A 21,614-nucleotide genomic window follows, 5' to 3' on the forward strand; every position below is an offset into this window, starting at 1 on the left:
TCCGGAAGCAAGCTGGCAGCGAGTCGACGGCCTCCTGTTCGCCTTGTACGGCCCGTGCGCGGATGGACCGGATCCGGCTCGCCGCACCCGGTGACGAGTCCGCCGAAACCTTCACTCCGCAGGTGGCAGCCACCGCCGCATCCCGGCTGAGATCCGGCGGTGGCTGCTCGCTGTCCGACTCAAACGCAGAAACTGCCCTGCCCCTGAACCTCCATGCACCTGCGGTAGTTCACGAATCGGGCGCCGCTGAAGACGAAGGATGCGACTCCGCGGCGCAATTTGAACGAGCCGTTGTCGTAGACCTTTTCTCCGGTGACGCTCCAGATCAGGTAAAAGCGTGCCGTGATCTCCTTTTCGCCGCCGGTCTTGTGGTACAAGATGTCCGTCGACCGACCGCCGTCGACACCGCGAGCACAAAGATGACCGTTGGTCAGGTATTTGCAGACGGCCCATCCGTCGTGCGCCTGGGCCGCGGGAGCGGCGACGACACCGGCGGTGGAGACGGCAGCCGCCAAGGAGACTGCGGCCAGTGACCGCCTGAACGATTTCCGCATTGCTTCACTCCGTTCTGATGCTCGCCATCGGGCGAGACCTGGAAACGATTGACGTCCTAGCCCGAATCCACGCCGCTTCAGCATCTGGTTCGCCCGCCGCAGCTCACGGTTCTCCCGCTCCAGCTGCGCGATCCGCTCCACCTCACCGCTCGTGGTGCCCGGCCGGTCACCGGCGTCGACCTCCGCGCACAGCTGCTTGCCGGTGATCACAGCAGCGGTCCGTTGTCTCCGCAGAATCCGCCGAATTCATTGACGGTCACTGAATTTCCCGTTCGCAGCGCTCGCAGAAATGCGGACGCCGCGAACGAAAAGGAGACGGCAGGCCACCGATGGCCAACTGACCACAGTTTCACCAGCGGTCATAAATATTGCACCGGATGGTGCGCGAGGACGTGCACGAAACCATTTGCGCGCTGCCGATTCTGGTCCACGCGCCCTGTTTCACCGGCCGCCAGGAATCGCCGTGAAATTTCACCTCATAGCTATGGGCATTGAAGGTGAAGGCGTCCACGTCAAGCCCGGTGAGGGGGCCGCCGCGTTGACCCTCGGCCAGATCGTGCTGGTTGCACTTCACCTTGTCCGCCCAACGCCAGCGGTTTCCTTTTTCGCTGTTCCATACGTCGCATCGGTGCTTCGTTCCCTCGAAAAGGGAGTCTGTGTAGGACATCGTGTGGCCGGTGTAGTTGCTCACTTCACCGCAGACCATGCCCAAGAAGCACCCCTCTCTCGCCAGCGCTGGTTCAGCCGTGATCATGGTGGCACCCAGGGACATCCCCAAGACCATTGCGGTCGCCGCCAAGCTTCGCTTCGTTCTCGTGCTGACACGCATCATCGCTACCTCCTTGTGTTTTCCTCGGGAGCCTGACCCGTCCTGCTCCCGTCATCAGCATCTCGACGTGGCGCACGAGTTGTAAGTGGTCTCGCAGAGGCTGGGACGCTGGGACGAGATGCATGCTCTGACCTGCGCGAATGCGTGTCCTTGGGATGCGGGACACAATCATCCATCGGCCTGTTGCAGGCGCAGCGTGTTGAGCGGCGTTCCGTCGTTCCCGAAGCGCGCTGGATATTCCATTCAAGGAGCAATAAGACGTCTCAGAAGATCTCATCGTGCTACAACCGGTCGGCAGCGGCCGGCGCCCGCAACGTTGGCCGCAGAAGCTGCGACGGTTTCTCAATCAGTTGCAAAGCACGTCCTGCGGTTACGGCAATCGCGAGGAAACTCTTATGGGTTCGCCCGCGCGTCCGGCGTTGCGCAGAAATGAGATCTTCTTCATGTCACCGACGTCCGACTGCCGGTGCTGGACACTGGCCTGGCATGCAACTTCGAGTTCGAATTGCAGCGGGAAGCGGCCGCCACTGACTCGACCGGAGGCGGGACGTCATTGATCTCTGCCATCACGCTGGTTCCGTGAGTGGGGCACAGAGCTGGCGTGATGGCCAGGCTGGGTACCTAGTTCCTCAACCACTGTCAGATCTGCGAATTGGCCGCCACCACCCATGATCAAAGGCAAATTATGACCACATTTGTGGAATATCACCCTCCTTGGATCACCTGATCGGGTGACTAATTCACTTCATTGAACCGGTGGTTGCCGCGAGACGTTCCTGCTATGACAGACGCGATGGATCATGGAAAGAGAGTGTGCCGAATCAATACCACGATCCGCCGCGGCGCAGTGGACCGCGCCGATCATCGACTTGGCCGTTTCGACTCTGTGGCGCGTGCCAGACCGAGCAGTGATCGGGGAGGATCATGACTGACGACAGGCGCGCCCGAGATCTCGGGAACCGCCTCGAGCAGCTCAAGGTGGCCAGCGGTCTCAGCTACGACGGCATCGGGCGGAAGGTTCACCTGAGCAAGTCCGCGGTGCACCGGTATTGCACGGGATTGAGCGTGCCGCGTGAGTTTGCGATCGTGGAGCGCATCGCTTTGGCGTGCGGTGCCAGCCGGGATGAAATGGTTCAGCTGCACCGCCTGTGGCTGCGTGCCACAGCCCCCGTGGACGACTGCGCTGACGTGAAAACGGTTCCTCTCCACGCTCACATCGAGCATCCCACCCCGCCACAGCCTCGTCGGATCAGGTTCGACCGGTTCCGGCGCTGGCTCGTAATGGGCACGGTGACAGCGTCGGCGGCGGTGTTCCTGGTCGCGAGCACGCCTGGCAAGTCCGCTGACGTGACCGGTGACCCGGCGGAGCAGGTGATCTCAGGACCGGCGTGGACGCTGCCGGCCGCGCCGGTGCCGAGCAAGCTGTTCGGAGTCACGATCAACAGCGGTACGGGGGCGATGCCCTCGTTCCGCGTCGGTGCCGTCCGGTTCTGGGACAGCGGCACGCGGTGGTCGGAGATCCAGCGCCAGCGAGGCGAGTTCGACTGGTCCGCGCCGGATCGTCTGGTGAACGGTGCGGAGAAGGCGGGTGTGTCGCCGCTGTTCGTCTTCGGCAGCACGCCGAGGTGGGCCAATCCCGCCGCTTCGGCCGGCCCGTACTCGGACGGCACTGCCGCACCGCCGACCGACCTGGCGGACTGGGAGACGTTCGTCCGGGCTGTGGCGGATCGGTACCGGGGGCGGATCGAGGCGTACGAGCTGTGGGTGCTGGCCAACGATCAGAAGTTCTACACGGGCGGCGTGGAGACCCTGGTCGACATGGCCCGTCGCGCCAGCGTCATCATCCGGTCGAGCGACCCGAAGGCGACGATCGCGTGCCCGGGAATGGGGCAGTTGTGGACTGCCGAGGGCGTGTCCTTCTACCGGCGGTTCGCCGAGCTCGGCGGATACGATCATTGCGACGTTGCGAGCGTCAAACTGTTCCAGCGCCAGGCGTCCGACCCTCCGGAAACGATGCTGGAGCTCACCACCTCGATCGACCGCGTCATGCACGAGGTCGGAGCGCATCCGAAGGTGTGGAACACCGGAACCACGTACTCCGTCGCGTCGCAGCCGCGGCTCGACGAGACCACCGCCCGGAACTACGCCGTGCGGTTCTTCCTGGTGGGAATCTACGCGCGGAAGAGCAACCTCGAGCGCATGTACTTCTACAACTGGGGCGGCACGAAGATCCCGCTCGTCCTGCAGCCGGTCGGCGGGGTGCCCACCAGCGCCGCGCTCGCCGTCGACCGCTTGCAGAGCTGGCTCCGCCGTGCGTACAGCCGTTCTTGTGGCCGCGGAAACGCCGCGAACCTGCCGGAGAACGTCTTTCAATGCGACTTCACGATCCGGGAGCCCGACCGGACCTACGACGCGACGATCAGATGGACTGACAAGGGAACTGCGTCAGTCGTCGCGGACAGGAATGCGGAGTCGATCCACTACCTCGACGGAAGCATCAAGGCAGTGCAGCCGGGCGACACCATCACCCTCACCGAGGAGCCCGTTCTGATCACCGCCAAGGCGGTGGCGCAACGTTGAGCGCCGTCGTTCTCGTGTCAACGACGGTCAACCGCTCTTTGAGTCCTTCTGCTTGGCCTCGCGTCGAGCGCTCTCCGCGCCCCACTCCTCGTCCGTGGGATCTGCGTCTTCTATCGGGCCGGCATCACGTGATGGTCAGTGGCCGGAGGCCTGGCCGCCTCAGGATCTTCGTCCTTCAGCAGGCCACCTGAGTCCCTCTGACTCCGGGCACTGTGCGCACGAGGGCTTCGACCACCTTGCGTTCCGCATGGTCGGAGAACGGTCCGGACACGCTCACTTCCCCGTCCAGCGCCGAAACCGTCCAGCGCGGGCGGCCGCTGTACGCGCGCAGGGCCGTTTCCACCCGCGCCGCCAGCACAGCGTCCGCCGGCGTGAGAATGCGCAGGAGATCGCTGCGGCTCACGACACCGACGAGCACCTGCCCTTCCGTCACGATCGGCAGGCATCGCAGGCGCTGCGACAACATGGTCGCGGTCAACTCCGCGGGCGAGGCTGTGACGGGTGCGCTGATCACAGATCCGCGCATCACCCGCGCGACCGGCGAGTGGGCGGTCTCCGGTGACATTCCGGCCGGCAACAGGTCGACACCGGAGACGACGCCCATCAGCCTGCCCTCGTCGTCCACCACCGGCAGAGCGGCAAACCCGTGGTCGCCCAGCACGGCGCTCGCCGCCCGGACCGTGGTGACCGGGTTCACCGACACCGCCGGACTGGACATCACATCTGCAGCGTTCATGGCGCTGAGCGTCTGCCTCGCGGTGGCGCGTCGGCAGTGCGGTAGGCCATTCCTGCGCGGTGACGTTGGTCCTGAGTCACTTCGGTGTGCGGACGATCGCCAGCGGGCACGGGGCATGGTGCACGAGCGCCTGACTGGTCGGACCGATCACCATGCCCGCGAAACCCCCGTGCCCACGACCAGCAACTGCGCCTCGGCTCCGTAGCGCATCAAGGCCCGCACCGGCCGATCACGCAGCACCACCTGGTGAAGTCCTGCGAGGTCATGAGCACGATCAGCACCGCGCCGCGCACCGTGGGCAGCGAGTGCGACCGCCGGACCCTCTTCGCACACCCGCGCCGTCCCGGTACGAGCCGCACCGGTTGCGCGCCAGCAGGCAAGACGATGATGTTCCGCGTCGGATCGTCGATGACGGGCCTGGTCGGACCGACGTGCTGACAGGTCACGGTCCCCGCGACGGCCTTGACACCGCACACCAAACCCGATGACCGGACTGCGGACGACCTTGCCAGGTCGGGTCCTACGACCCTGAGCAATCCGCACACGCTGAAGCACCGTAGAACTCATGAGGACGAACAAAGTCGTGGGATTGGCAGCGGGCGTCACCGCCGCGGCGGTGGCGTCGTATCCGCTGTTGTGGCGCGAGTGGTGCCAGACCTGGGGCGCGACCGAGGAGGAGGCACGGGCCACGTTGCCCGGTGACGACCTGCTGCTCCGGCCCGACCTGCTGACCACACGCGCGATCACCGTCGAGACACCTCCCAGCCGCATCTGGCCGTGGCTGGTGCAGATGGGCAGCGGGCGGGGCGGTGCCTACACCTACGACTGGATCGAGAACCTGTTCGGCTTGAACATGCACAGCGCGGACGAGATCCTCCCGCAGTTCCAGGACCTGCACATCGGTGACGTCCTGCCGGTCGGCGACGGCGGCCCGAAGCTGCTGGTGGAGGTTCTCGAACCCGATCACGCGCTCGTGCTGCGTTCCGACGACGGCCGGTGGGTCTGGGCGTTCGTGCTGCAGGAGATCCCCGGCGGGACCAGGCTGATCAGTCGCAACCGCATCGCCGTTCCCGACGCGTCGCTGCCCGTCCGGTGGTTCAACCAGCTCGTGATGGAGCCGGGAAGCCTGGTGATGGAGCAGAAGATGTTGCGCGGCATCAAAGAGCGGGCCGAGCGGTACCTCTGATGATCGACCGGACGAGCTCCGACGACCTGGTGTCGCTGGCCTCTGGCATGCAGGTCGGCGCCGTGGTGGTGCTGGAACGGGACCCCGGCGGCGTCGAGGCCGTGCTCGCGGACCGCGTCCGGACCGTTCCGCGGCTGCGCCGGCGTCTGGTCCGGGCACCCTTCGGCTGTGGTCGCCCGGTCTGGGTCGACGATGCCGGGTTCGACATCTCCCGGCACGTGCATCGGGTGGTCTGCCCGGCTCCCGGCGACGACGCGGTGTTGCTGGGCATCGCCTCCTCGCTGGTGACTCGTCCGTTGCCCCACTCGTCGCCACTCTGGTCGGCGACGCTGGTGACCGGGCTGACAAGAGGCAGGGCGGCGCTGGTCCTGGTATTTCACCACGTCTTGTCCGACGGCATCGGCGGCCTGGCGGTGCTGGCGAACCTGGTCGACGGGGCACCTCGTGCCGAGACCGGGCCGTTTCCCGCCCCTGCGCCTTCCCGCCGGGAACTCGCGAAGGACGCCTGGACGGCCCGGCTGAGACCGCGTGAGCGCGGCTCCTTCGCCGGGCCTCAGTGGCCGTCACTCGGTTCACATTGCTCCCTGAACCACCCCACCGGATCACGGCGGCGGCAAACCATGGCACGGGCCAGCGTCTCCAGACTGCATGCGGCCGCACACCGCTGCGGGGGCACGGTCAACGATGCTCTGCTCACCGCCGTCACGGGCGCACTCGGCACGGTGCTGAACGGCCGAGACGACCACCTCGACGAACTGGTCGTCTCGATTCCCGTGTCGACGCGCCGCTCGACCACCGCCACTCACCTCGGCAACAGCACCGGCGTCATGCCCGTCGCATTGCCGACCGGCGGCGACCCCTGTTCCCGTCTGACGCGAATCGCCGCCATCACCCGGTCGCACAAGAGATCAGTCACGTCGGTCGCGCCCATTTTCCGGACGCTGAAAGTCCTCGGGATGGCGGACTGGTTCATGAACCACCAACGCATGGTGCACACCGTCGTGACCAACGTGCACGGCCCTGATCACCCGATGCGCCTGGGCGGCGCGCAGGTCGTCGCCCTCATCCCGCTGTCGGCCACCACCGGCAACGTGACGGTGGCGTTCGCGGCCCTGTCCTATGTGGACGCGTTCACCATCACGGTGGTCTCCGATCCAGATCATGTGCCTGACCTGCTCGTGCTCACCGAGGCCCTGCAGAACGAGCTCGACCTGCTCACCTGAACGCCTCGGCCACCGCTCAGCCGACGTCGTGCCGAGAAATTGTCAGACGCGCCCTCGTTTCCGAAGGCAACCCGGATGCCGCGGTGCTCGATCCTGGACTCCCGGCGCCAAAGGCCCGGAAGTGATCACCAGACTCCGCACCCGCACAACGGTTTCGGTCATCGCGGTGTCCGCGAACAGCGAACCCAGACGAAGCCAGGTGACCACCGGGGCGTCGCGAACGTGGGGATCGCTCGGGCTCCCGCAGCCGATGAACCCTCCGGTCGGCCACTCAGCAACGCGGCCTTCAACTCTTCGAGCGAGGCCTCGTCATCGGTCCAGCGCGCTGAGCGCTCAAGATCAGCGGCTGACTCCTGGCCGGCGACGCGGCGATCGTCGACACCTGTATCGACGAGAGCCGAATCGAACGCCTGTCACGAATGAGGAATCGGAAGCTACCGGCTCATGACGGGCCGCGCTACCTCAACGCCCGGAGCAGCCGCACGGTTCAGGGACCATTCGGTTCCACCGAGCGAATTTCACCGGCAGGCGGCCTGAATTCCGCACGATGAAGAATTCTGCGGGTGTGGCGCATTCCGATGTTGCCAATTGAAGGCCATTTCAACCGGCGCCGTTGACACGTCCAATGCGCCAGAGCAATCTGTTGCTCCTGAAATCGGGGGGAAGCGGGTCGCGGAAGCTTTGAACACCGAGAGAGCCGGCATCGGCGGCGGAGAAGCGCGGGTCGAGACGCCACAGCCGGTGCCGGAGAGCGCAGAGCGTCCCGCTCTGGAGGAAACCGACGGCGATCGGATGGAACGCGAGGAAAGGCCCCTGCCGGAAACCGACGCCGAGCCTGACGAACCCGAGGAGCGACCGGAACGCCAGGAACGGCATGAACGGCGGGCTGACGAGCAGAAGCCCGCCCCGCCGAAGCAGGACGACGAGTTCGACAGACACGTCGACAACGCCGCCGTCGCCATCTCAGCCGCGTACGGGATCGATGCCAACCTGCCAGGCGGTCACATCACGTGAACACGGACATCGGCAAAGGATCGGTGGAGGACGCCGAGGACGCGAAGTCACCGGAGACGAGCTCAGAGGAGCGGGAACTGGACGCCGACCTCGCGCTCACCGACGAGCGGCCGCTGCAGGACCAGGACGCCGACGACAGCTGGACGGCCTCCACTCCCGAACAGGCGCACGACCGGATCGTGGCCATCCTCAACGGTGGTGGCACCGCGGCCGAGGCGTTCTTCAGTCAGCACTGGACCGGCGCCTTCGACAGCCCGTACGCGCATCCGGCGCGGAACCAGACCGCGATGAACGGCAAGGTGTTCGGGTTCGAAGTGCCGATGCTCCGCCGCAACGACGACGGCACCTTCGAGGTCAAGGCCCGGGAGACCGCCCGATTCCGCGACGACTGCAAGGTGGTGGTGGGTTCACGGGACTCGCTGCCGCAAGAAGATCAGGAGCGAGCGGACCGGATCGCGCACACCCGGCCCGGCTTCCAGGAGCGGTTCGTGGCCGCGGACGGCGAGCACCACCTGAAGCGCCTGGACAAAGAGGTCCTCCAGGCGCAGAAGGAACTCGCCGAGGCCGGTGGCGACCCCGCCAAGGGTGCGAAGGCCCAGCAGAACCTCGACATCGCACGGGAGAACCGCGCTCGGGGACCGGTCGAGGTGGCCGAGGCGGCGGTGCGCAGGGCACAGGGCGACCAGGTGGCGGCCGTGACTGCCCGGGTGTACCAGACCAGTTGGGAATCATGGCCGGCCGACGTCGACCCGCAGCAGGTGCGCGAAGCGGGTGAGGAGTGGGCGCTGAGTCAGAAGTACACGGGCGAGTCGAAGACCAAAGAGGCCGAGCTTCGGCTCGCCGAAGCGAAGCACGAGTACGCCCAAGGCGAGGTCGAGCAGGCGGGAGCGGCCCTGGCCGAGGCCCGGCGGTCGGGTTCGCCGACCGACGAGGCGGAAAGCGCTCTCGCCGCCGCACACGAGAGGCGGGCAACCGCCGCGACGGACGTGCGGACGGCCACCTCCGCTCGCGACGCGGCCAAGGACGCGGAGGAGGACTTCGCCGTCAAGCTCACAGACGCCCACGGCACCGTCGATCCCGGCGCGCGGCTCGGCGACACCGGTGCCGAGTTCGCCAGGACTGACAAGGCCGTCGAAGCCGCGCGGACGGCCCGCGCGGAAGCGGAGCAGTCGCTGGCCGCTGCCCCGCCCACCGAACGGGCCCGTGCCGCCGAGGCCGTGCGGGGAGCCGAGGCCGAACTGGTCGTGGCCCGTTACGAGGAAAGGCGTGCACGGAACGCACACCTCGACGACACCGCCGATCGGTTCTCAGACGCTCGGCGAAGTCCGTCGCCGGACGTGTTCGGCGGCGACGGCGCCGACGAACGCGCCGACCACGCACAGATGAGGAACTACTTCGGCGAGTTCCTGGGGCACATCGCCATCGAGCACCGGATCGCGGACCTCGAGAAGGACATTTCCGTGCCGCCGCTGCGCACGGTCGCCGAACTGCCCGACCGGGGCGCCGGTCACCTCGACGTGGTCCTCGAACTGGACGACGGGCAACGAAGCCCCCAGTTCCGGATCTACGAGGTGAAGGGGGCGAGCGCGGGCCGAGGCACCTCCGGCGGGTTCGAACAGGGCCACCCGGAGTACCTCGACCGGATGCTCAAAGGCCTGCACGAGAGGGCAGGCGCCGCCCACGACCGGATCGACGCCGCCCTGAAATCACCAGAGGGTCCCCAACGCGACAAGACGCTCGGCGATCTGCGCAGCGAGTTCAAGACCCAGGACCTCGGCACCGCCCAGAAGGCCTTCGCGGCCGAGCGGGACAAGGCGGCCGAGATCATCGAGGCCCGCGAGCAGGACGAGAAGGGTCAGGTGGAGGGCGACCAGCGCCGGGTGCGCTACTTCCAGGTCCAGGCGCAGGTGGAGGACTCCGACCTCAGGTCGCGGTACAAGGGCCACGTGGAGAAGGAGTACGACCTCTCCGCGAGAGCTCCGAAGAAGAACACGCAGGCCACCCCCTGACATCGCAGGAGGCGCGGCGAAGCGGACCCGATCACCAGGAGAGGTTGTCTTGACCGGTTCTACGAGTGTCACGCTCGCTGAACGGCTTTTCGTCCCGCAGGAGCGGTGGGGCTGGGAGTACGTCCCGCCCGCACCGATCACCCCTCACCCGGAGGAAGGTGACATGCCGGAGTGGCGGGAGCCGCGGGAACCCGACGTGAGCGTCCTGCGGGAGGGAATCGCCGACTCGGCCGGCAGGCTGTTCCGGCGCCTGCTGGTCACCTTCGTCTTGTTCGTCGTGCTGAAGTACGCGAGTGCGGACGAGCTGGCGGCTTTCGTCCTGGTGGGCGCCGTTGTGGCGTTCGTCGTCGTCCCGATCGTCCTGCCGCTGGTGCGGCTCGGGTTCATCCTCTCGCGGGCCAGGGCGGCTCGCCAGACGCACTACAACCGGCTGCTCAAGGCACAGCAGGACTGGGAGAACCGGCGGAAGGCGCACGAGCGGGCCGAGTGGGCCAGGCTGGAGGCGGCACAGCTGTGGCACCCGCTGCGACTGCGGTCGGGACCGAGCCGGGTGGACGTGTTCGGCGGCACGGCGGAGAGCTGGTCCAACCTGCTGGCCACCCTGGGGTGTTCGCTCGCGCAGGCAGGCACGAAGCTGACGGTCGCCGACTTCAGCGAGCAGTACGTGACCAGTGCCCTGGCCGGGCTGATGTTCGACCGCGGTCACCGGATCACCCAGATCGAGCTGCCCACGCACGTGGACCGGTACGACCTGCTGGCCGGGCTCGCCCCCGACGAGGCGGCGGAACTGCTCGCCCAGGCCGTGCACACGCTGCGCGAGCAGGGTGATCACGTGGATCTGCGAGCCCTGGACGCGGACCTGCTGGAAACCGTGCTCAGCCGTCTGACGGGCGTCCCCACCTTCAGCCGGGTCGTCGCGGGGCTGGAGGTGGTGCGCCGCAACTACGACAGCGTCACGGACCGCACACTGGACGCGGAGGAGCTGACCCTGCTGTCGTCCGCCGTGGACAACTTCGGCCAGGGCGAACGCGTCCAGCAGGAACTGCAGTTCCTCATCAGCTCCCTGCGGAAGATGATCCAGGGGAACGACTCGGGCAACGGCAAGGCATCGCTGAGCGAGATGTGGGACCTCGGCGGCCTCACCGTGGTGAACACGACCCATGACGAGTCCCGGCGGAAGGACTTCCTGGACCGGGTGGTGTTCCACCGGCTGCTGCACGACGTGCGCGGACTGCGCGACGGCGGCGACCGCGTGCTGTTCGTCGTCGGCGCTGACGCGATGGGGCTGAAGGCTCTGGAGATGCTGGCCAAGCAGTGCCGCCGGGTGGGCCTGCGGCTGATCCTGATGATGGAACGGCTGCGCGGTGACCTCAAGGAGCTGCTCGGCAGCTCCGACAGCGCCGCGATCCTGATGCGGCTGGGCAACGCCCAGGACGCCGCCGCGGCCGCCGAGTTCATCGGCAAGGGCTACAAGTTCGTGCTCAGCCAGACGACCACCCAGGCGAGCACCACCCTCACGAAGGGCACAGCGAACACGACGAGCGCCTCGGTGGGCGAGAGCAACACCGACACCCGGTCGAAGACCAGGGGCACGTCGTGGAACCAGGATGCGGCGCACTTCTTCATCAGTTCCAGAGGCGGATCCGGGAGCACCACGACGGGGACCTCGTTCACCGAGTCGCTGAGCTCCGGCTGGTCCGAGTCGGTGAACCAATCAACCGGTGACACCATCACCAAAGGCGACGCGGAGAGCAGGGTCCACGAGTACGTCGTCGAGCCCACGACCCTGCAGTCGCTCGCCCTCATGGCGTTCGTCCTCGTGGAAAGCCTTCCGTCCGAACGGCGGGTCGTGATCGGGGACTGCAACCCCGGCATCACGTCGCTGGACCGCGTCGCGCAGTTCCCGAGGAGCTGACGCCGTGGGCGTCCTGGACGGCTTCCGCTTCCACCGGGTCCTGTCGGCACCACGGCCACCGGACGACCCGGCGCTGCCCGATCCCGTGCCCGCGCAGTTGTTCGCGGCGCTGACCGGCGCGCACGCCGAGCTTTCCGGCGAGGCCGACGCCGCGATCGCCGTGGCGTGGTGCAGGCTCCCGGACGAGGGGCGGCTGCGGTTCGTGGTCGGCGGCCGGCCGCGCTTCCCACCGGCGGGCGGGGAAACGGGGCCGCTGTTGTACCCGCCGGGAGCGACCGGCGAGCGCACCCAGCTGGACGTGGCCGAGTTCCCCTGCTGGACGTCGTGCTCCGGCCAGGTCGATCCACTGTGGACGGCAGACGACGTCGGCGCGCGAGGCGGGTTCGACGACTACGTCACACACCTGCGGGATCCGTTCGCCTGGCTGGTGGTCGCCGAACCGCTGCCGGCGTCCCAAGTGGACGGAGAGCTGCTGCGGCTGTCCACCTCGATCCCCCGCATGCGCCGCAGGGAGAACTCCGAGGCGGACCAGGTCGCGCTGGAACGGGCCCAGGCCCGCTACCGGGAGCTCAGCCGGGCGCGGACCAGCGGCACGTGGAACGTCCGGCTGCTCGTCGGCGGGGTGTCCGAGATCGGCGTGCGGCGGGCGGCGGCCCTGCTGTGCGGCGCGAGCGAGCTCGGCGAACTGCCCTACGTCCTGGTCCCCGGATCGGCGATCGGCTCGTTCGAGTCCGCGGCCGTCCCGCTCGCCGGAGACGCGGACGGGCCCCGCTTCCCGTTCACCGCCAGCAGCGAACTGCTGGCCGCCGTGGCCCGCCCTCCGCGCAAGGAACTCCCGGGCATCCGGCTCGTCGAACCGGCGACGTTCGACGTGACCCCGGAACGCGACGGGCCGATCGGGCTGGGCGTGGTCCTCGACGAGTCCGACCAGCCGGCCGGGTCGTTCGGCGTGGATCCCGCCACGCTCAACCGGCACACCTTCGTCACGGGGGCCACCGGTGGCGGCAAGTCCCAGACCGCGCGCCACCTGCTCGAACAGCTCCACCACGCGCACGTGCCGTGGCTCGTGATCGAGCCGGCCAAGGCCGAGTACGCGGCCATGGCCGGCCGGATCGGCGGCGACCAGGTGGTGGTCATCCGTCCCGGCGACCCCGACGCCCTCCCGGTGGGACTCAACCCGCTGGAGCCCGAACCCGGCTTTCCCATCCAGACCCACATCGACCTCGTCCGCGCACTGTTCCTCGCCGCGTTCGACGCCGACGAACCGTTCCCCCAGGTGCTGAGCCACGCCCTGAACCGCTGCTACGCCGACCTCGGCTGGGACACCGTGCTCAACGAGTCCCGCCTGCCCGGCATCACGCCCCGCTACCCCACCCTGAGCGACCTGCAACGCACCGCGCTGGAGGTCGTCGACGGCATCGGCTACGGCAAGGAGATCACCGACAACGTCCGCGGCTTCATCGACGTGCGCCTGGGCTCGCTGCGCCTCGGCACGCCCGGCCGGTTCTTCGAGGGCGGCCACCCCCTCGACGTCGCGGAGTTGTTGCGACGCAACGTCGTGCTCGAGATCGAGGACGTCGGCAACGACCAGGACAAGGCGTTCTTCATCGGCGCCGTGCTCATCCGGCTGCACCAGCACCTGCGCACCAGGCGCACGCCCGGCCCCGTGGAACTGCGGCACGTCACGGTGATCGAGGAGGCGCACCGGCTGCTCCGGCGCACCCAGGAGGGCTCGCCGGCGGCCCACGCCATCGAGCTGTTCACGGCCCTGCTCGCGGAGATCCGCGCCTACGGCGAGGGCATCGTGATCGCGGAGCAGATCCCGGCCAAGATCGTCCCGGACGTGGTCAAGAACACCGCGCTCAAGATCATCCACCGTCTGCCGGCGCTGGACGACCGCGAGGTGGTCGGCGCGACCATGAACCTCGACGAGGACCAGTCCCGGCACGTCGTGTCGCTGCCGCCCGGCCGTGCCGTGGTGTTCGTCGACGGCATGGACCGCCCGATCCGCGTCACCGTGCCGCTCGGTGAGAGCCGCGAGGCCACGGCGGCCACCGCCCCTCCCCCGGTGCTGCGTTCGCGGAGCGTGGCCTGCGGGCGTTCGTGCACCGCGAAACCGTGCTCCCTGCGGGAGATCGGGCTCGCGGCGCGGCTGGCAGGGTCGCCGCGGTTCGTGTTGTGGATCGAACTGCTCACCGTGGCCCACCTGGTCGGCCGGCCGGCACCCCGTCCGGACGCCGAGTGGTCGCGCGGGCTGGGCGAGGTGGACCGCAGGACGCTGGAATGCGCTGTCGCACACGGGATCCAGACGTCCGTCGACGCCCGGTACACCGGTCTCGCCGACTACTACCAGCCGGAGTCGCTCGCGAAGCACCTGGCGGACGTGGCGATGGGGACCCTGGACGGCATCACACCGTGCGACGGCAAGGAACCGATGTGGCAGGCGGGCCGGTTCCGGTGGATCGACGTGCTGAGCGCGCTGCGCACCGCCGAGTCACCGGGAGCCCACCCGGACACACCGTCCTGGGCGGCCCGCGGCCTGACGCTGACCGGGCGCACGGCGAAGGAACAACTCGCTCAGCTGCGCGCACATCCGGACATGTGGCGCCCGGCACGCGAGACGATCACCGGCAACCGCGCGTACGAACCAGCCATGGCACGCCTGAGCAAGGAGCCTGTTCTCCGTGACCGGTTCCTCGACGCGACGAGATTCCTCAACTTGACCACGACCTGGCCTCTTCACGCCCTCACCCTTCCCAAGGAGTCCTGATGAGCGCTGACAGCGGGTCCGCCGACGCCGCATCTCCCTCGGACGCGCCGACCGCCGACTCGGCGGTCGACTCCGGGGAGAGTGCGCCCGAGTCGCAACCGGACCAGACCCACGAGAACAACGACGACGCCGACAGGGTGCTCGACTCGGAGGAGCCGGTCGACGGCTCGACCCCCTACCCCGACGAGGAAAGGCCAGAAGCCGAGTCGCGCGATGTGCCCCCGCATCTGGAGGACGAGGAACAGCGGAAGGCACAAGACGGCGCCAATGCCGAGGACAAGCGCGAGGACAAGCCGGAGGAGGAACCCGAGCCGGCCGAGGACGACCAGGAACCGCAGGAGCTCCAGGACGACACCGACCAGAGCATCTCTTCCACCGACACCGATGGGCCGCAAGGGGCCGAGCCGTTCGACACACCCGCCGCGGATGCGGGTGACTGGGACGCACCGGGCCGCTGATCAAGCGCGGTTCCTCGGCGTCGATCGGCACGCGGGGCCTGTTTCTGCCGACACCGCTCCCCGAATACCACGAGAATTCTTGGTGATCGGAGTGATCACCGCATGCGACGCGCACCGCGAGCAGCGTCGCTCTGGGCGCCCCGAATCAGGTCGGTTGGGCAACCGGCATGCAAGAGACCTGGCTCGTCGAGGACGAGGTGCCACGCGTGCTGAGGCTGCTCGAACAACCCCAGCGCCGCTGGGAAGTGGACGGCGAGTGGTCCTGGATCATGGAAAGACCGGACGAAACCAGGTGACCACCTGGGCATCGCGAACGTGTTCATCGCTCGTGCTCCCACACTGCTCCCAATCTGCGCGAACGCTCGGGCACCCGGAGCCGCTGAAGGACGCCTGACCAGTCTGAACACGCTGGCGCGCCAGTAGACTCCAATCGTTGAACCCTCAAAGGATTCCTCTGTAGACGGTTGGCAGGGTGGTGGACATGAGTCCGCGAACAGGCCTCGCCCGCGTGCTGGACGACCTCGGCACCACGCTGATCGACCTCGTGCGTGGTGATCCGAGCCGTGCCACCGACGTCGGCGGGGTGGTGATCCACGATCCCGACGACGACCAGGCGCTGCCGCCGTCCGCGCTGGTGCTGGGCGTCGGCGTGCGGGACCCGGCGGAGATCCTCGGTCTCTTGGACGGGGCCGCGGCGCTCGTCGTGCGCGGTCCCGTCGTGGTCACGGACGAGATCGCTCGCGCCGTCGACCGGTCCGGCGTCGTCCTGCTCGGCCTGGCGCCGGGCGCGTCGTGGACGCAGCTCGCCGCGATGCTGCGGTCGTTGCTGGCCGAGGGCGAGGTCGACCCGTCCGAAACGCTCGGCGGGGTGCCGGCCGGGGACCTGTTCGCCCTGGCCAACGCGGTGGCGTCGCTGATCAGCGCCCCGGTGACGATCGAGGACCGCAGCTCGCGCGTCCTCGCGTTCTCGGGCCGCCAGGACGAGGCCGATCCGTCACGCGTCGAGACGATCCTGGGCAGGAAGGTGCCGGCGCGCTACACGCGGATGCTGGAGCAGCGCGGGGTGTTCCAGCGGCTCTACCGCAGCGACCAGGCCGTTTACATCGAGGGGCTGCTCGCCGACGACGGCTCGCTGTGCCTGCCCCGCCTCGCCGTGGCGGTGCGCGCGGGCGACGAGTTCCTCGGCTCGATCTGGGCGGCTGTGCGCGGGCCGCTGTCCCCGGACAGGTCCGCCGCGTTCGGCGACGCGGCCAAGCTCGTGGCGCTGCACATGATGCGCCAGCGCGCGGGTGCCGACGTCGAACGACGGTTGCGCGCGGACCTGGTCTCGACCGCCGTCGAAGGAGGTCAGGGGGCCACGGAGGCGGTGCGCCGGCTCGGGCTGGCCGACCAGGCGTGCGTGGTGCTGGCGCTGGCACTGGCCCACTCGCACGGCGACGACCCGGCCGCGCACGCCCGGTTGCTGGCCGAACGGCAGCAGGTCGCCGACGCGCTCGCGATGCACCTGACCGCGGTGCACCCGCGCGCCGCGGCCGCGTTGATCGGCGACGTCGCCTACGCGATCCTGCCCGCCGAGTCGGAGGACCGGGCGTTGCGGATCGCCACGGACTTCCGCAACCGCATCGGCCACCAGGTGCTGGTGGGCGTCGGCGAGGTGTCCGACGGCCCGACGCTCTCGCGGTCGCGGGCCGGTGCCGATCTCGTGCTGCGCGTGTTGCGGGCCGGACGGGCGACGCTCGCGGTGGCGCGAGTGTCCGATGTGCACAGTGAGGGGTTGTTGCTGGAGCTGTCGGACCTGATCGCCGAACGCGGGGACACGCTGACCGGGCCGGTGGCGCGGTTGATCGCCTACGACCACAAGCACAGCGGCAACCTCGTGGAGACGCTCGGCGCGTGGCTCGACGCCTTCGGTGACGTCGTCGCCGCCTCGGCCGCCGTTTTCGTGCACCCCAACACGTTCCGCTATCGGCTGCGACGGTTGTCGGAGGTCGGGGAGATCGACCTCAGCGATCCGGACGCGCGGTTCGCGGCGATGCTGCAGCTGCGGCTGTGGCGGCCAGACGGCGCCGCGCCAGTGCGACGAACGCCCCGGTCGACGGATGCGCCGCCGGTGACGGCCACGCCAGGCGCACGGTGATCGGCTCGGCGTCGGCCAGCGGCAGGTAGGTGACGCCGGGATGCGGGTTGTGGTGGCTGCTGCCGGCCGCCGTGACCCCGACCGTCGCGCCGGTCGCGATCGACGTCAGCCACTCGACGACGCCGGGCACGTCGACGGTGCGCGGTCTTGCCCCGGACGGCCAGAGATCGGCGCCGGTCGTCGCCGCCGTCTCGCACACCGCGACGCACTCGCCTGCCAGGTCGGCGAGCAGCAGGGCGTCGCGGGCCGCGAGCGGGTGGTCGTCCGCGACGGCAGCGACGCGGGGTTCGTCGAGCAACGCCACGTGGTCGATGTCCGCGCCGGCCGGTTCGGTGCGCAGGACGGCGACGTCCGCCTCGCCGCGCCGCAGCGCCGCCTCCGGGTCGTCGGTGCGGCGGATGTGCACGAGCACGTCCGGGTGCTCGGCGCGCCACTCCCGCAGGAACGGGATCGTGTACTCGCCGAGCGCGGCCCAGGCGAAGGTGAGCCGGAGCGGCTGGGGCCGCACGGCTTCGGCCAGCGCCGAGTCCAGCGAGGTGAGAATGCGGTGGCTGTGCTCCCACAGCCGCTGGCCTGGTTCGGTCAGGGCGACGTGACGGGTCGTGCGTTCCACCAGGCGCACGCCCAGACGCCGTTCCAACTGGTCGAGCGTGCGCGAGAGAGCAGGCTGCGTGACGTGCAGCTCCTGCGCGGCCGCGGTGATCGAACGATGGTCGCCGATCGCGGCGAGCGCTCGCAGGTGACGCAGCTCGACATTCATGACCACCGATCATAAGTGCTGCACGAACGGCATTTCACTCGCGTTCGGAGCGGTTCTAGCGTCGAGGGCATGAGGATTCTGCTCGTTGGAGCGACCGGCAAGCTGGGCACCGCCGTGCACGAGGTGCTCGTCGAACGCAAGCACGACGTCGTGACCGTCTCGCGCACTGGAGGCGACCTGCAGTACGACGTGACCGACCCGGCCCAGGTGGCCGATCTCTACCAGACCGTCGGGCAGGTGGACGCCGTCGCGTCGGCCGCCGGGCACGTGCCGTTCAAGCCGTTCGGCGAGCTGACGATCGACGACTACCAGGCCGGGCTGACCGGCAAGGTGCTGTCCCAGGTCGCGCTGGTCCGCGAAGGCCTCGCGCACGTCACCGAGTCGTTCACGCTGATCACCGGCGTGCTGGCGCGCGAACCGATCGTCACGGGTGCCGCGGCCTCGCTGGTCAACGGCGCCGTGGAGTCGTTCGTGCGGGCCGCCGCCATCGAGATCGCCCCGCAGCGCGTCAACGCTGTCAGCCCGACGGTCTTCACCGAGGCGCTGGACGCGTACGGCGACTACTTCCCCGGTATGAAGCCCGTGCCGCTGGCCGACGTGGCGCAGGCGTACGTCCGCTCGATCGAGGGACGGCAGACCGGGCAGGTCTACGTGCTCTGAACCTGCACGCGGCTGAGCAACCGGTCGACGAGGTCGGGCAGTCGCTGCTCGCCCGCGCCCTCCAGCCACAGCGCGATGCCGGTGCGGATCGTGGCGAGGAACGTCGCCGCCATCAGCCGGGCGATCTCCTCGTCCGGCCCGCGCAGCACCAGAACGGCGGTCAGGTCGCGTTCGAGCGCGACCTGGTCGCCTGCCTGGCGTGCGATCAGTGACGGATGCCGGCGCAACAGCCGCAGCTGGGCCATCCACTCGACGTCCGGGAGGGGCCGGTCGCGGTAGAGCTCCGCGGTCGACGCGCGCAGTGCCTGCCAGGCGCCCTCGTGCTCCGGCCTGGCCCCGACCAGCGCGACCAGCGCCCTGAACCGTTCGCGGTCGGAGTCGAGAACGGCCTCTTCCTTGCTGGCGAAGTAGTTGGAGAACGTCCTGCGCGAGACCCCCGCCGCGTCCGCGATGTCCTCGACCGTCACCCCGTCGAGACCGTGCTCCATCGCCAGCCGCAACGCCGCTCCGGCCAGCGACCGTCTGGTCTCCGCCTTCTTGAGCTCGCGCCGAGTGGTGAGGGTCTCCATGGCGTTCAGCGTAGCCGGTGTAAGTTGCTCATTGCGCAAATTTGCACGACGCGCAAGAATTGTGGCGACGAAGGGGCGGGACGTGAAGATCGAGACTCAGGCGATGGGGCACCGGCAGGTGCTGGAGTCGCTGTCCGGACTGCTGCTCGCGCTGTTCGTGGCCATGGTCAGCTCCACGGTGGTCTCCACCGCGCTGCCGCGGATCATCGGCTCGCTGAACGGCACGCAGACGCAGTACACCTGGGTGGTCACGGCCACCCTGCTCACGGCGACGGCCACCACCCCGCTCTGGGGCAGGCTCGCCGACCTGTTCAACAAGAAGACGCTGGTCCAGGCCGCGATCGTGATCTTCGTGGTGGGGTCGCTGCTCGCGGGCTTCGCCCAGGACACCGGGCAGCTCATCGCCGCCCGCGCGTTCCAGGGCCTCGGCGTCGGCGGGCTGCAGGCGCTGGTGCAGGTCGTGATCGCCGCGATCATCCCGCCGCGCGAACGCGGCCGCTACAACGGCTACCTCGGCGCGGTCATGGCCGTCGCCACGGTCGGCGGCCCGCTGCTCGGCGGCCTGATCGTCGACGTGTCGTGGCTCGGCTGGCGCTGGTGCTTCTGGGTCGCCGTGCCGATCGCCGCGCTGGCGTTCGTCGTGCTGCAGGCGACGCTCAAGCTGGAGACCGTGCGCCGCGAGAACGTGAAGATCGACTACCTCGGCGCGACGCTGATCGCGGCCGGCGTGAGCGTGCTGCTGATCTGGGTCTCGTTCGTCGGCAACTCGTTCGACTGGCTGTCGTGGCAGACCGGTGCCATGGTCGGGGCCGGCCTCGTGCTGCTCGGCGCCGCCATCGCGGTGGAACTGCGCGTCGAGGAACCCGTTGTGCCGCTGCACATCGTGGTCCAGCGCACCCCGGCGCTGGCGATCATCGCGAGCCTCTCGGTGGGCATGGCGATGTTCGGCGGCGCGGTGTTCCTCGGCCAGTACTTCCAGATCGGCCGCGGCTACTCGCCGACCGAGGCGGGCCTGCTGACCATTCCGCTGATGGCGGGCGTGCTGCTGTCGTCCACGATCTCCGGCCGCATGATCAGCCGCACCGGCCGGATCAAGCCGTACATCGTCTCCGGCACGATCATCCTGGTGCTGGGCTTCCTCGGCCTGGGCTTCGTCGACCACGCCACCGCGCTGTGGATCGTCGGCGTCGCGATGGCCGTCGTGGGCATCGGCGTCGGCATGACGATGCAGAACCTCGTGCTGGCGGTGCAGAACAGCGTGCCTTTGAGCGAACTGGGCGCCGCGAGCGCGTCCGTCACGTTCTTCCGCTCGCTGGGCGGCACGATCGGCGTCTCGGTGCTCGGCGCGGTCCTCGCCAACCGCGTCACGGCCGACCTCTCCGCCGCGCTGCACGTGCCGGCGGGCCAGTCGACCGGCAGCACCAGCGCGCTGAACCTGCAGGCCCTGCCGCCCGAGGTCCAGACGATCGTGCACACCGTCTACGGCGACGCGACGGCGCACATCTTCCTGATCTCCGCCGCGGTCGGCGTGATCGGCATCATCGCGGCACTGCTGCTCAAGCCGATCACGTTGCGCACGACGATCGATCTCGAGAAGAAGGAAGCAGACTCAGCGGTCGCGCGATAACCGAGGGGGAACCATGAGCGCCGGCCTGAACAACGCTTTCGCGTCCACAGTGGACTCCTACGGTCCCGCTCCCCGGCCGTCGTCCCGGACCATCCTGGTCGGCATCGACGGCTCCGACACCGCGATGCGCGCGACGGCCTCCGCGTTCGGCCTGGCCCGCCGCCAGGGAGCACGACTGGTCGTCACGTTCGTGGCGTGCCACTCGTCCCTGGCGGCACTGAGCCCCGCCGTCGCCTCGGTCTTCGAGCACGAGGCGACGGCCAGGCTGCACGCCGAACTGAGCGACCAGGTCCGGTCGTTCGCCGAGGAACTCGACGTGCCGGTGACGTTCGTCAAGGCGTTCGGCGATCCGTGCACGGTGCTGCGGGACTCGGCGGACCAGTGCCAGGCCGACATGGTGATCGTCGGGGCGTCGCAGCAGGCGGGGCACCGGTTCGCGGGGTCGGTGGCGACCCGGCTGATCAAGCTGGGTCACTGGCCGGTGCTCGTGGTGCCCTGACCTGGACATTGCAGATTTCCCGCAAGGATTCCGCATGGTCGTGACGCGACGCTTCGGGCTGTAGTTCTGGACCACAGCTCAAGGAGTC

19 protein-coding genes and 2 pseudogenes are annotated in these 21,614 nt (G+C 68.8%); 15 read left to right on the forward strand and 6 right to left on the reverse strand.

The features are described from left to right. Window positions 1–179: 179 nt before the first annotated feature. Together SK854_RS36370 and SK854_RS36375 are read right to left on the reverse strand one after the other, a co-directional pair. Entirely contained in the window at window positions 180–764 is a 585-nt protein-coding gene (locus SK854_RS36370; RefSeq protein WP_319980058.1) for a hypothetical protein, read from the reverse strand. Window positions 765–903: 139 nt separating this feature from the next. Next, window positions 904–1,308 (reverse strand): hypothetical protein, encoded by a 405-nt coding sequence (locus SK854_RS36375; protein ID WP_319979679.1) that lies wholly within the window; start codon window positions 1,306–1,308, stop codon window positions 904–906. Window positions 1,309–2,307: 999 nt separating this feature from the next. On the opposite strand from SK854_RS36375, the pseudogene SK854_RS48320 reads away from it, so the two are divergent. Together SK854_RS48320 and SK854_RS36380 are read left to right on the forward strand one after the other, a co-directional pair. After that, window positions 2,308–2,505: pseudogene (locus SK854_RS48320) on the forward strand (helix-turn-helix domain-containing protein); the annotation flags it as partial. A gap of 168 nt (window positions 2,506–2,673) precedes the next feature. Beyond that, window positions 2,674–3,963 carry a hypothetical protein gene (locus SK854_RS36380; protein WP_319979680.1) on the forward strand — a complete coding sequence of 430 codons (1,290 nt, stop codon included), beginning with the start codon at window positions 2,674–2,676 and terminating at the stop codon, window positions 3,961–3,963. 175 nt (window positions 3,964–4,138) lie between these two features. On the opposite strand, the gene SK854_RS36385 is transcribed toward SK854_RS36380, so the two are convergent. Next, complete coding sequence (locus SK854_RS36385) at window positions 4,139–4,699, reverse strand: CBS domain-containing protein (RefSeq protein WP_319979681.1); 561 nt, start codon at window positions 4,697–4,699, stop codon at window positions 4,139–4,141. 76 nt (window positions 4,700–4,775) lie between these two features. Next, the gene (locus SK854_RS36390) at window positions 4,776–4,853 is read right to left on the reverse strand and encodes a hypothetical protein (RefSeq protein WP_319980050.1); all 78 of its coding nucleotides are present in this window, start codon (window positions 4,851–4,853) and stop codon (window positions 4,776–4,778) included. 110 nt (window positions 4,854–4,963) lie between these two features. Between SK854_RS36390 and SK854_RS36395 the strand changes: the two genes are divergently transcribed. From SK854_RS36395 to SK854_RS36440, 10 genes are all read left to right on the forward strand, one after another. Beyond that, window positions 4,964–5,137, forward strand: a complete 174-nt coding sequence (locus tag SK854_RS36395) for a hypothetical protein (RefSeq protein ID WP_319979682.1) — start codon at window positions 4,964–4,966, stop codon at window positions 5,135–5,137. 127 nt (window positions 5,138–5,264) lie between these two features. Beyond that, window positions 5,265–5,885, forward strand: coding sequence for an SRPBCC family protein (locus tag SK854_RS36400; RefSeq protein ID WP_319979683.1), 621 nt, complete (start codon window positions 5,265–5,267; stop codon window positions 5,883–5,885). Then, window positions 5,885–7,108 carry a wax ester/triacylglycerol synthase domain-containing protein gene (locus SK854_RS36405; protein WP_319979684.1) on the forward strand — a complete coding sequence of 408 codons (1,224 nt, stop codon included), beginning with the start codon at window positions 5,885–5,887 and terminating at the stop codon, window positions 7,106–7,108. The genes SK854_RS36400 and SK854_RS36405 overlap by 1 nt, the downstream gene beginning before the upstream one ends. A gap of 588 nt (window positions 7,109–7,696) precedes the next feature. After that, complete coding sequence (locus SK854_RS36410; RefSeq protein WP_319979685.1) at window positions 7,697–8,122, forward strand: hypothetical protein; 426 nt, start codon at window positions 7,697–7,699, stop codon at window positions 8,120–8,122. Further along, on the forward strand, window positions 8,119–10,131 hold the full coding sequence (locus tag SK854_RS36415; protein ID WP_319979686.1) for a hypothetical protein: 2,013 nt from the start codon (window positions 8,119–8,121) through the stop codon (window positions 10,129–10,131). Before SK854_RS36410 ends, SK854_RS36415 begins: the two co-directional genes overlap by 4 nt. 49 nt (window positions 10,132–10,180) lie before the next feature. Beyond that, the gene (locus SK854_RS36420; RefSeq protein ID WP_319979687.1) at window positions 10,181–12,046 is read left to right on the forward strand and encodes a hypothetical protein; all 1,866 of its coding nucleotides are present in this window, start codon (window positions 10,181–10,183) and stop codon (window positions 12,044–12,046) included. Window positions 12,047–12,050: 4 nt separating this feature from the next. Then, window positions 12,051–14,816 carry an ATP-binding protein gene (locus tag SK854_RS36425; protein ID WP_319979688.1) on the forward strand — a complete coding sequence of 922 codons (2,766 nt, stop codon included), beginning with the start codon at window positions 12,051–12,053 and terminating at the stop codon, window positions 14,814–14,816. Continuing rightward, window positions 14,816–15,274, forward strand: coding sequence for a hypothetical protein (locus SK854_RS36430; protein ID WP_319979689.1), 459 nt, complete (start codon window positions 14,816–14,818; stop codon window positions 15,272–15,274). The genes SK854_RS36425 and SK854_RS36430 overlap by 1 nt, the downstream gene beginning before the upstream one ends. A 167-nt stretch (window positions 15,275–15,441) precedes the next feature. After that, window positions 15,442–15,570 carry a hypothetical protein gene (locus SK854_RS36435; protein WP_319979690.1) on the forward strand — a complete coding sequence of 43 codons (129 nt, stop codon included), beginning with the start codon at window positions 15,442–15,444 and terminating at the stop codon, window positions 15,568–15,570. Between the two features lie 185 nt (window positions 15,571–15,755). Then, window positions 15,756–17,411 carry a PucR family transcriptional regulator gene (locus tag SK854_RS36440; protein ID WP_319979691.1) on the forward strand — a complete coding sequence of 552 codons (1,656 nt, stop codon included), beginning with the start codon at window positions 15,756–15,758 and terminating at the stop codon, window positions 17,409–17,411. On the opposite strand, the pseudogene SK854_RS36445 reads toward SK854_RS36440, so the two are convergent. Further along, window positions 17,392–18,171 (reverse strand): annotated as a pseudogene (locus tag SK854_RS36445) (LysR family transcriptional regulator); the annotation flags it as partial. The gene SK854_RS36440 and the pseudogene SK854_RS36445 sit on opposite strands and share 20 nt — an antisense overlap. A gap of 69 nt (window positions 18,172–18,240) precedes the next feature. Here SK854_RS36445 and SK854_RS36450 point away from each other — a divergent pair. Beyond that, on the forward strand, window positions 18,241–18,831 hold the full coding sequence (locus SK854_RS36450) for a short chain dehydrogenase (RefSeq protein WP_319979692.1): 591 nt from the start codon (window positions 18,241–18,243) through the stop codon (window positions 18,829–18,831). Here the strand turns inward: SK854_RS36450 and SK854_RS36455 are convergent. Then, complete coding sequence (locus SK854_RS36455; RefSeq protein ID WP_319979693.1) at window positions 18,819–19,400, reverse strand: TetR/AcrR family transcriptional regulator; 582 nt, start codon at window positions 19,398–19,400, stop codon at window positions 18,819–18,821. The genes SK854_RS36450 and SK854_RS36455 overlap by 13 nt on opposite strands. 103 nt (window positions 19,401–19,503) lie before the next feature. Here SK854_RS36455 and SK854_RS36460 point away from each other — a divergent pair, with 103 nt between their 5' ends. Together SK854_RS36460 and SK854_RS36465 are read left to right on the forward strand one after the other, a co-directional pair. After that, the gene (locus SK854_RS36460; protein ID WP_319980051.1) at window positions 19,504–21,027 is read left to right on the forward strand and encodes an MDR family MFS transporter; all 1,524 of its coding nucleotides are present in this window, start codon (window positions 19,504–19,506) and stop codon (window positions 21,025–21,027) included. A 13-nt stretch (window positions 21,028–21,040) separates the two neighbouring features. Continuing rightward, window positions 21,041–21,526 carry a universal stress protein gene (locus SK854_RS36465; RefSeq protein ID WP_319979694.1) on the forward strand — a complete coding sequence of 162 codons (486 nt, stop codon included), beginning with the start codon at window positions 21,041–21,043 and terminating at the stop codon, window positions 21,524–21,526. Window positions 21,527–21,614: the final 88 nt, after the last annotated feature.

This window comes from Lentzea sokolovensis (assembly GCF_033949975.1).
GTDB lineage: Bacteria > Actinomycetota > Actinomycetes > Mycobacteriales > Pseudonocardiaceae > Lentzea > Lentzea sokolovensis.

Bases quoted from the DNA above. Each gene is read 5' to 3' on its own strand.
- SK854_RS36375 (WP_319979679.1), bottom strand. From the start codon at position 1,308: ATGATCACGGCTGAACCAGCGCTGGCGAGAGAGGGGTGCTTCTTGGGC.
- SK854_RS36450 (WP_319979692.1), top strand. From the start codon at position 18,241: ATGAGGATTCTGCTCGTTGGAGCGACCGGCAAGCTGGGCACCGCCGTG.
- SK854_RS36385 (WP_319979681.1), bottom strand. From the start codon at position 4,699: ATGAACGCTGCAGATGTGATGTCCAGTCCGGCGGTGTCGGTGAACCCG.
- SK854_RS36435 (WP_319979690.1), top strand. From the start codon at position 15,442: ATGCAAGAGACCTGGCTCGTCGAGGACGAGGTGCCACGCGTGCTGAGG.
- SK854_RS36395 (WP_319979682.1), top strand. From the start codon at position 4,964: ATGAGCACGATCAGCACCGCGCCGCGCACCGTGGGCAGCGAGTGCGAC.
- SK854_RS36430 (WP_319979689.1), top strand. From the start codon at position 14,816: ATGAGCGCTGACAGCGGGTCCGCCGACGCCGCATCTCCCTCGGACGCG.
- SK854_RS36455 (WP_319979693.1), bottom strand. From the start codon at position 19,400: ATGGAGACCCTCACCACTCGGCGCGAGCTCAAGAAGGCGGAGACCAGA.
- SK854_RS36405 (WP_319979684.1), top strand. From the start codon at position 5,885: ATGATCGACCGGACGAGCTCCGACGACCTGGTGTCGCTGGCCTCTGGC.
- SK854_RS36460 (WP_319980051.1), top strand. From the start codon at position 19,504: ATGGGGCACCGGCAGGTGCTGGAGTCGCTGTCCGGACTGCTGCTCGCG.
- SK854_RS36465 (WP_319979694.1), top strand. From the start codon at position 21,041: ATGAGCGCCGGCCTGAACAACGCTTTCGCGTCCACAGTGGACTCCTAC.
- SK854_RS36440 (WP_319979691.1), top strand. From the start codon at position 15,756: ATGAGTCCGCGAACAGGCCTCGCCCGCGTGCTGGACGACCTCGGCACC.
- SK854_RS36390 (WP_319980050.1), bottom strand. From the start codon at position 4,853: ATGGTGATCGGTCCGACCAGTCAGGCGCTCGTGCACCATGCCCCGTGC.
- SK854_RS36400 (WP_319979683.1), top strand. From the start codon at position 5,265: ATGAGGACGAACAAAGTCGTGGGATTGGCAGCGGGCGTCACCGCCGCG.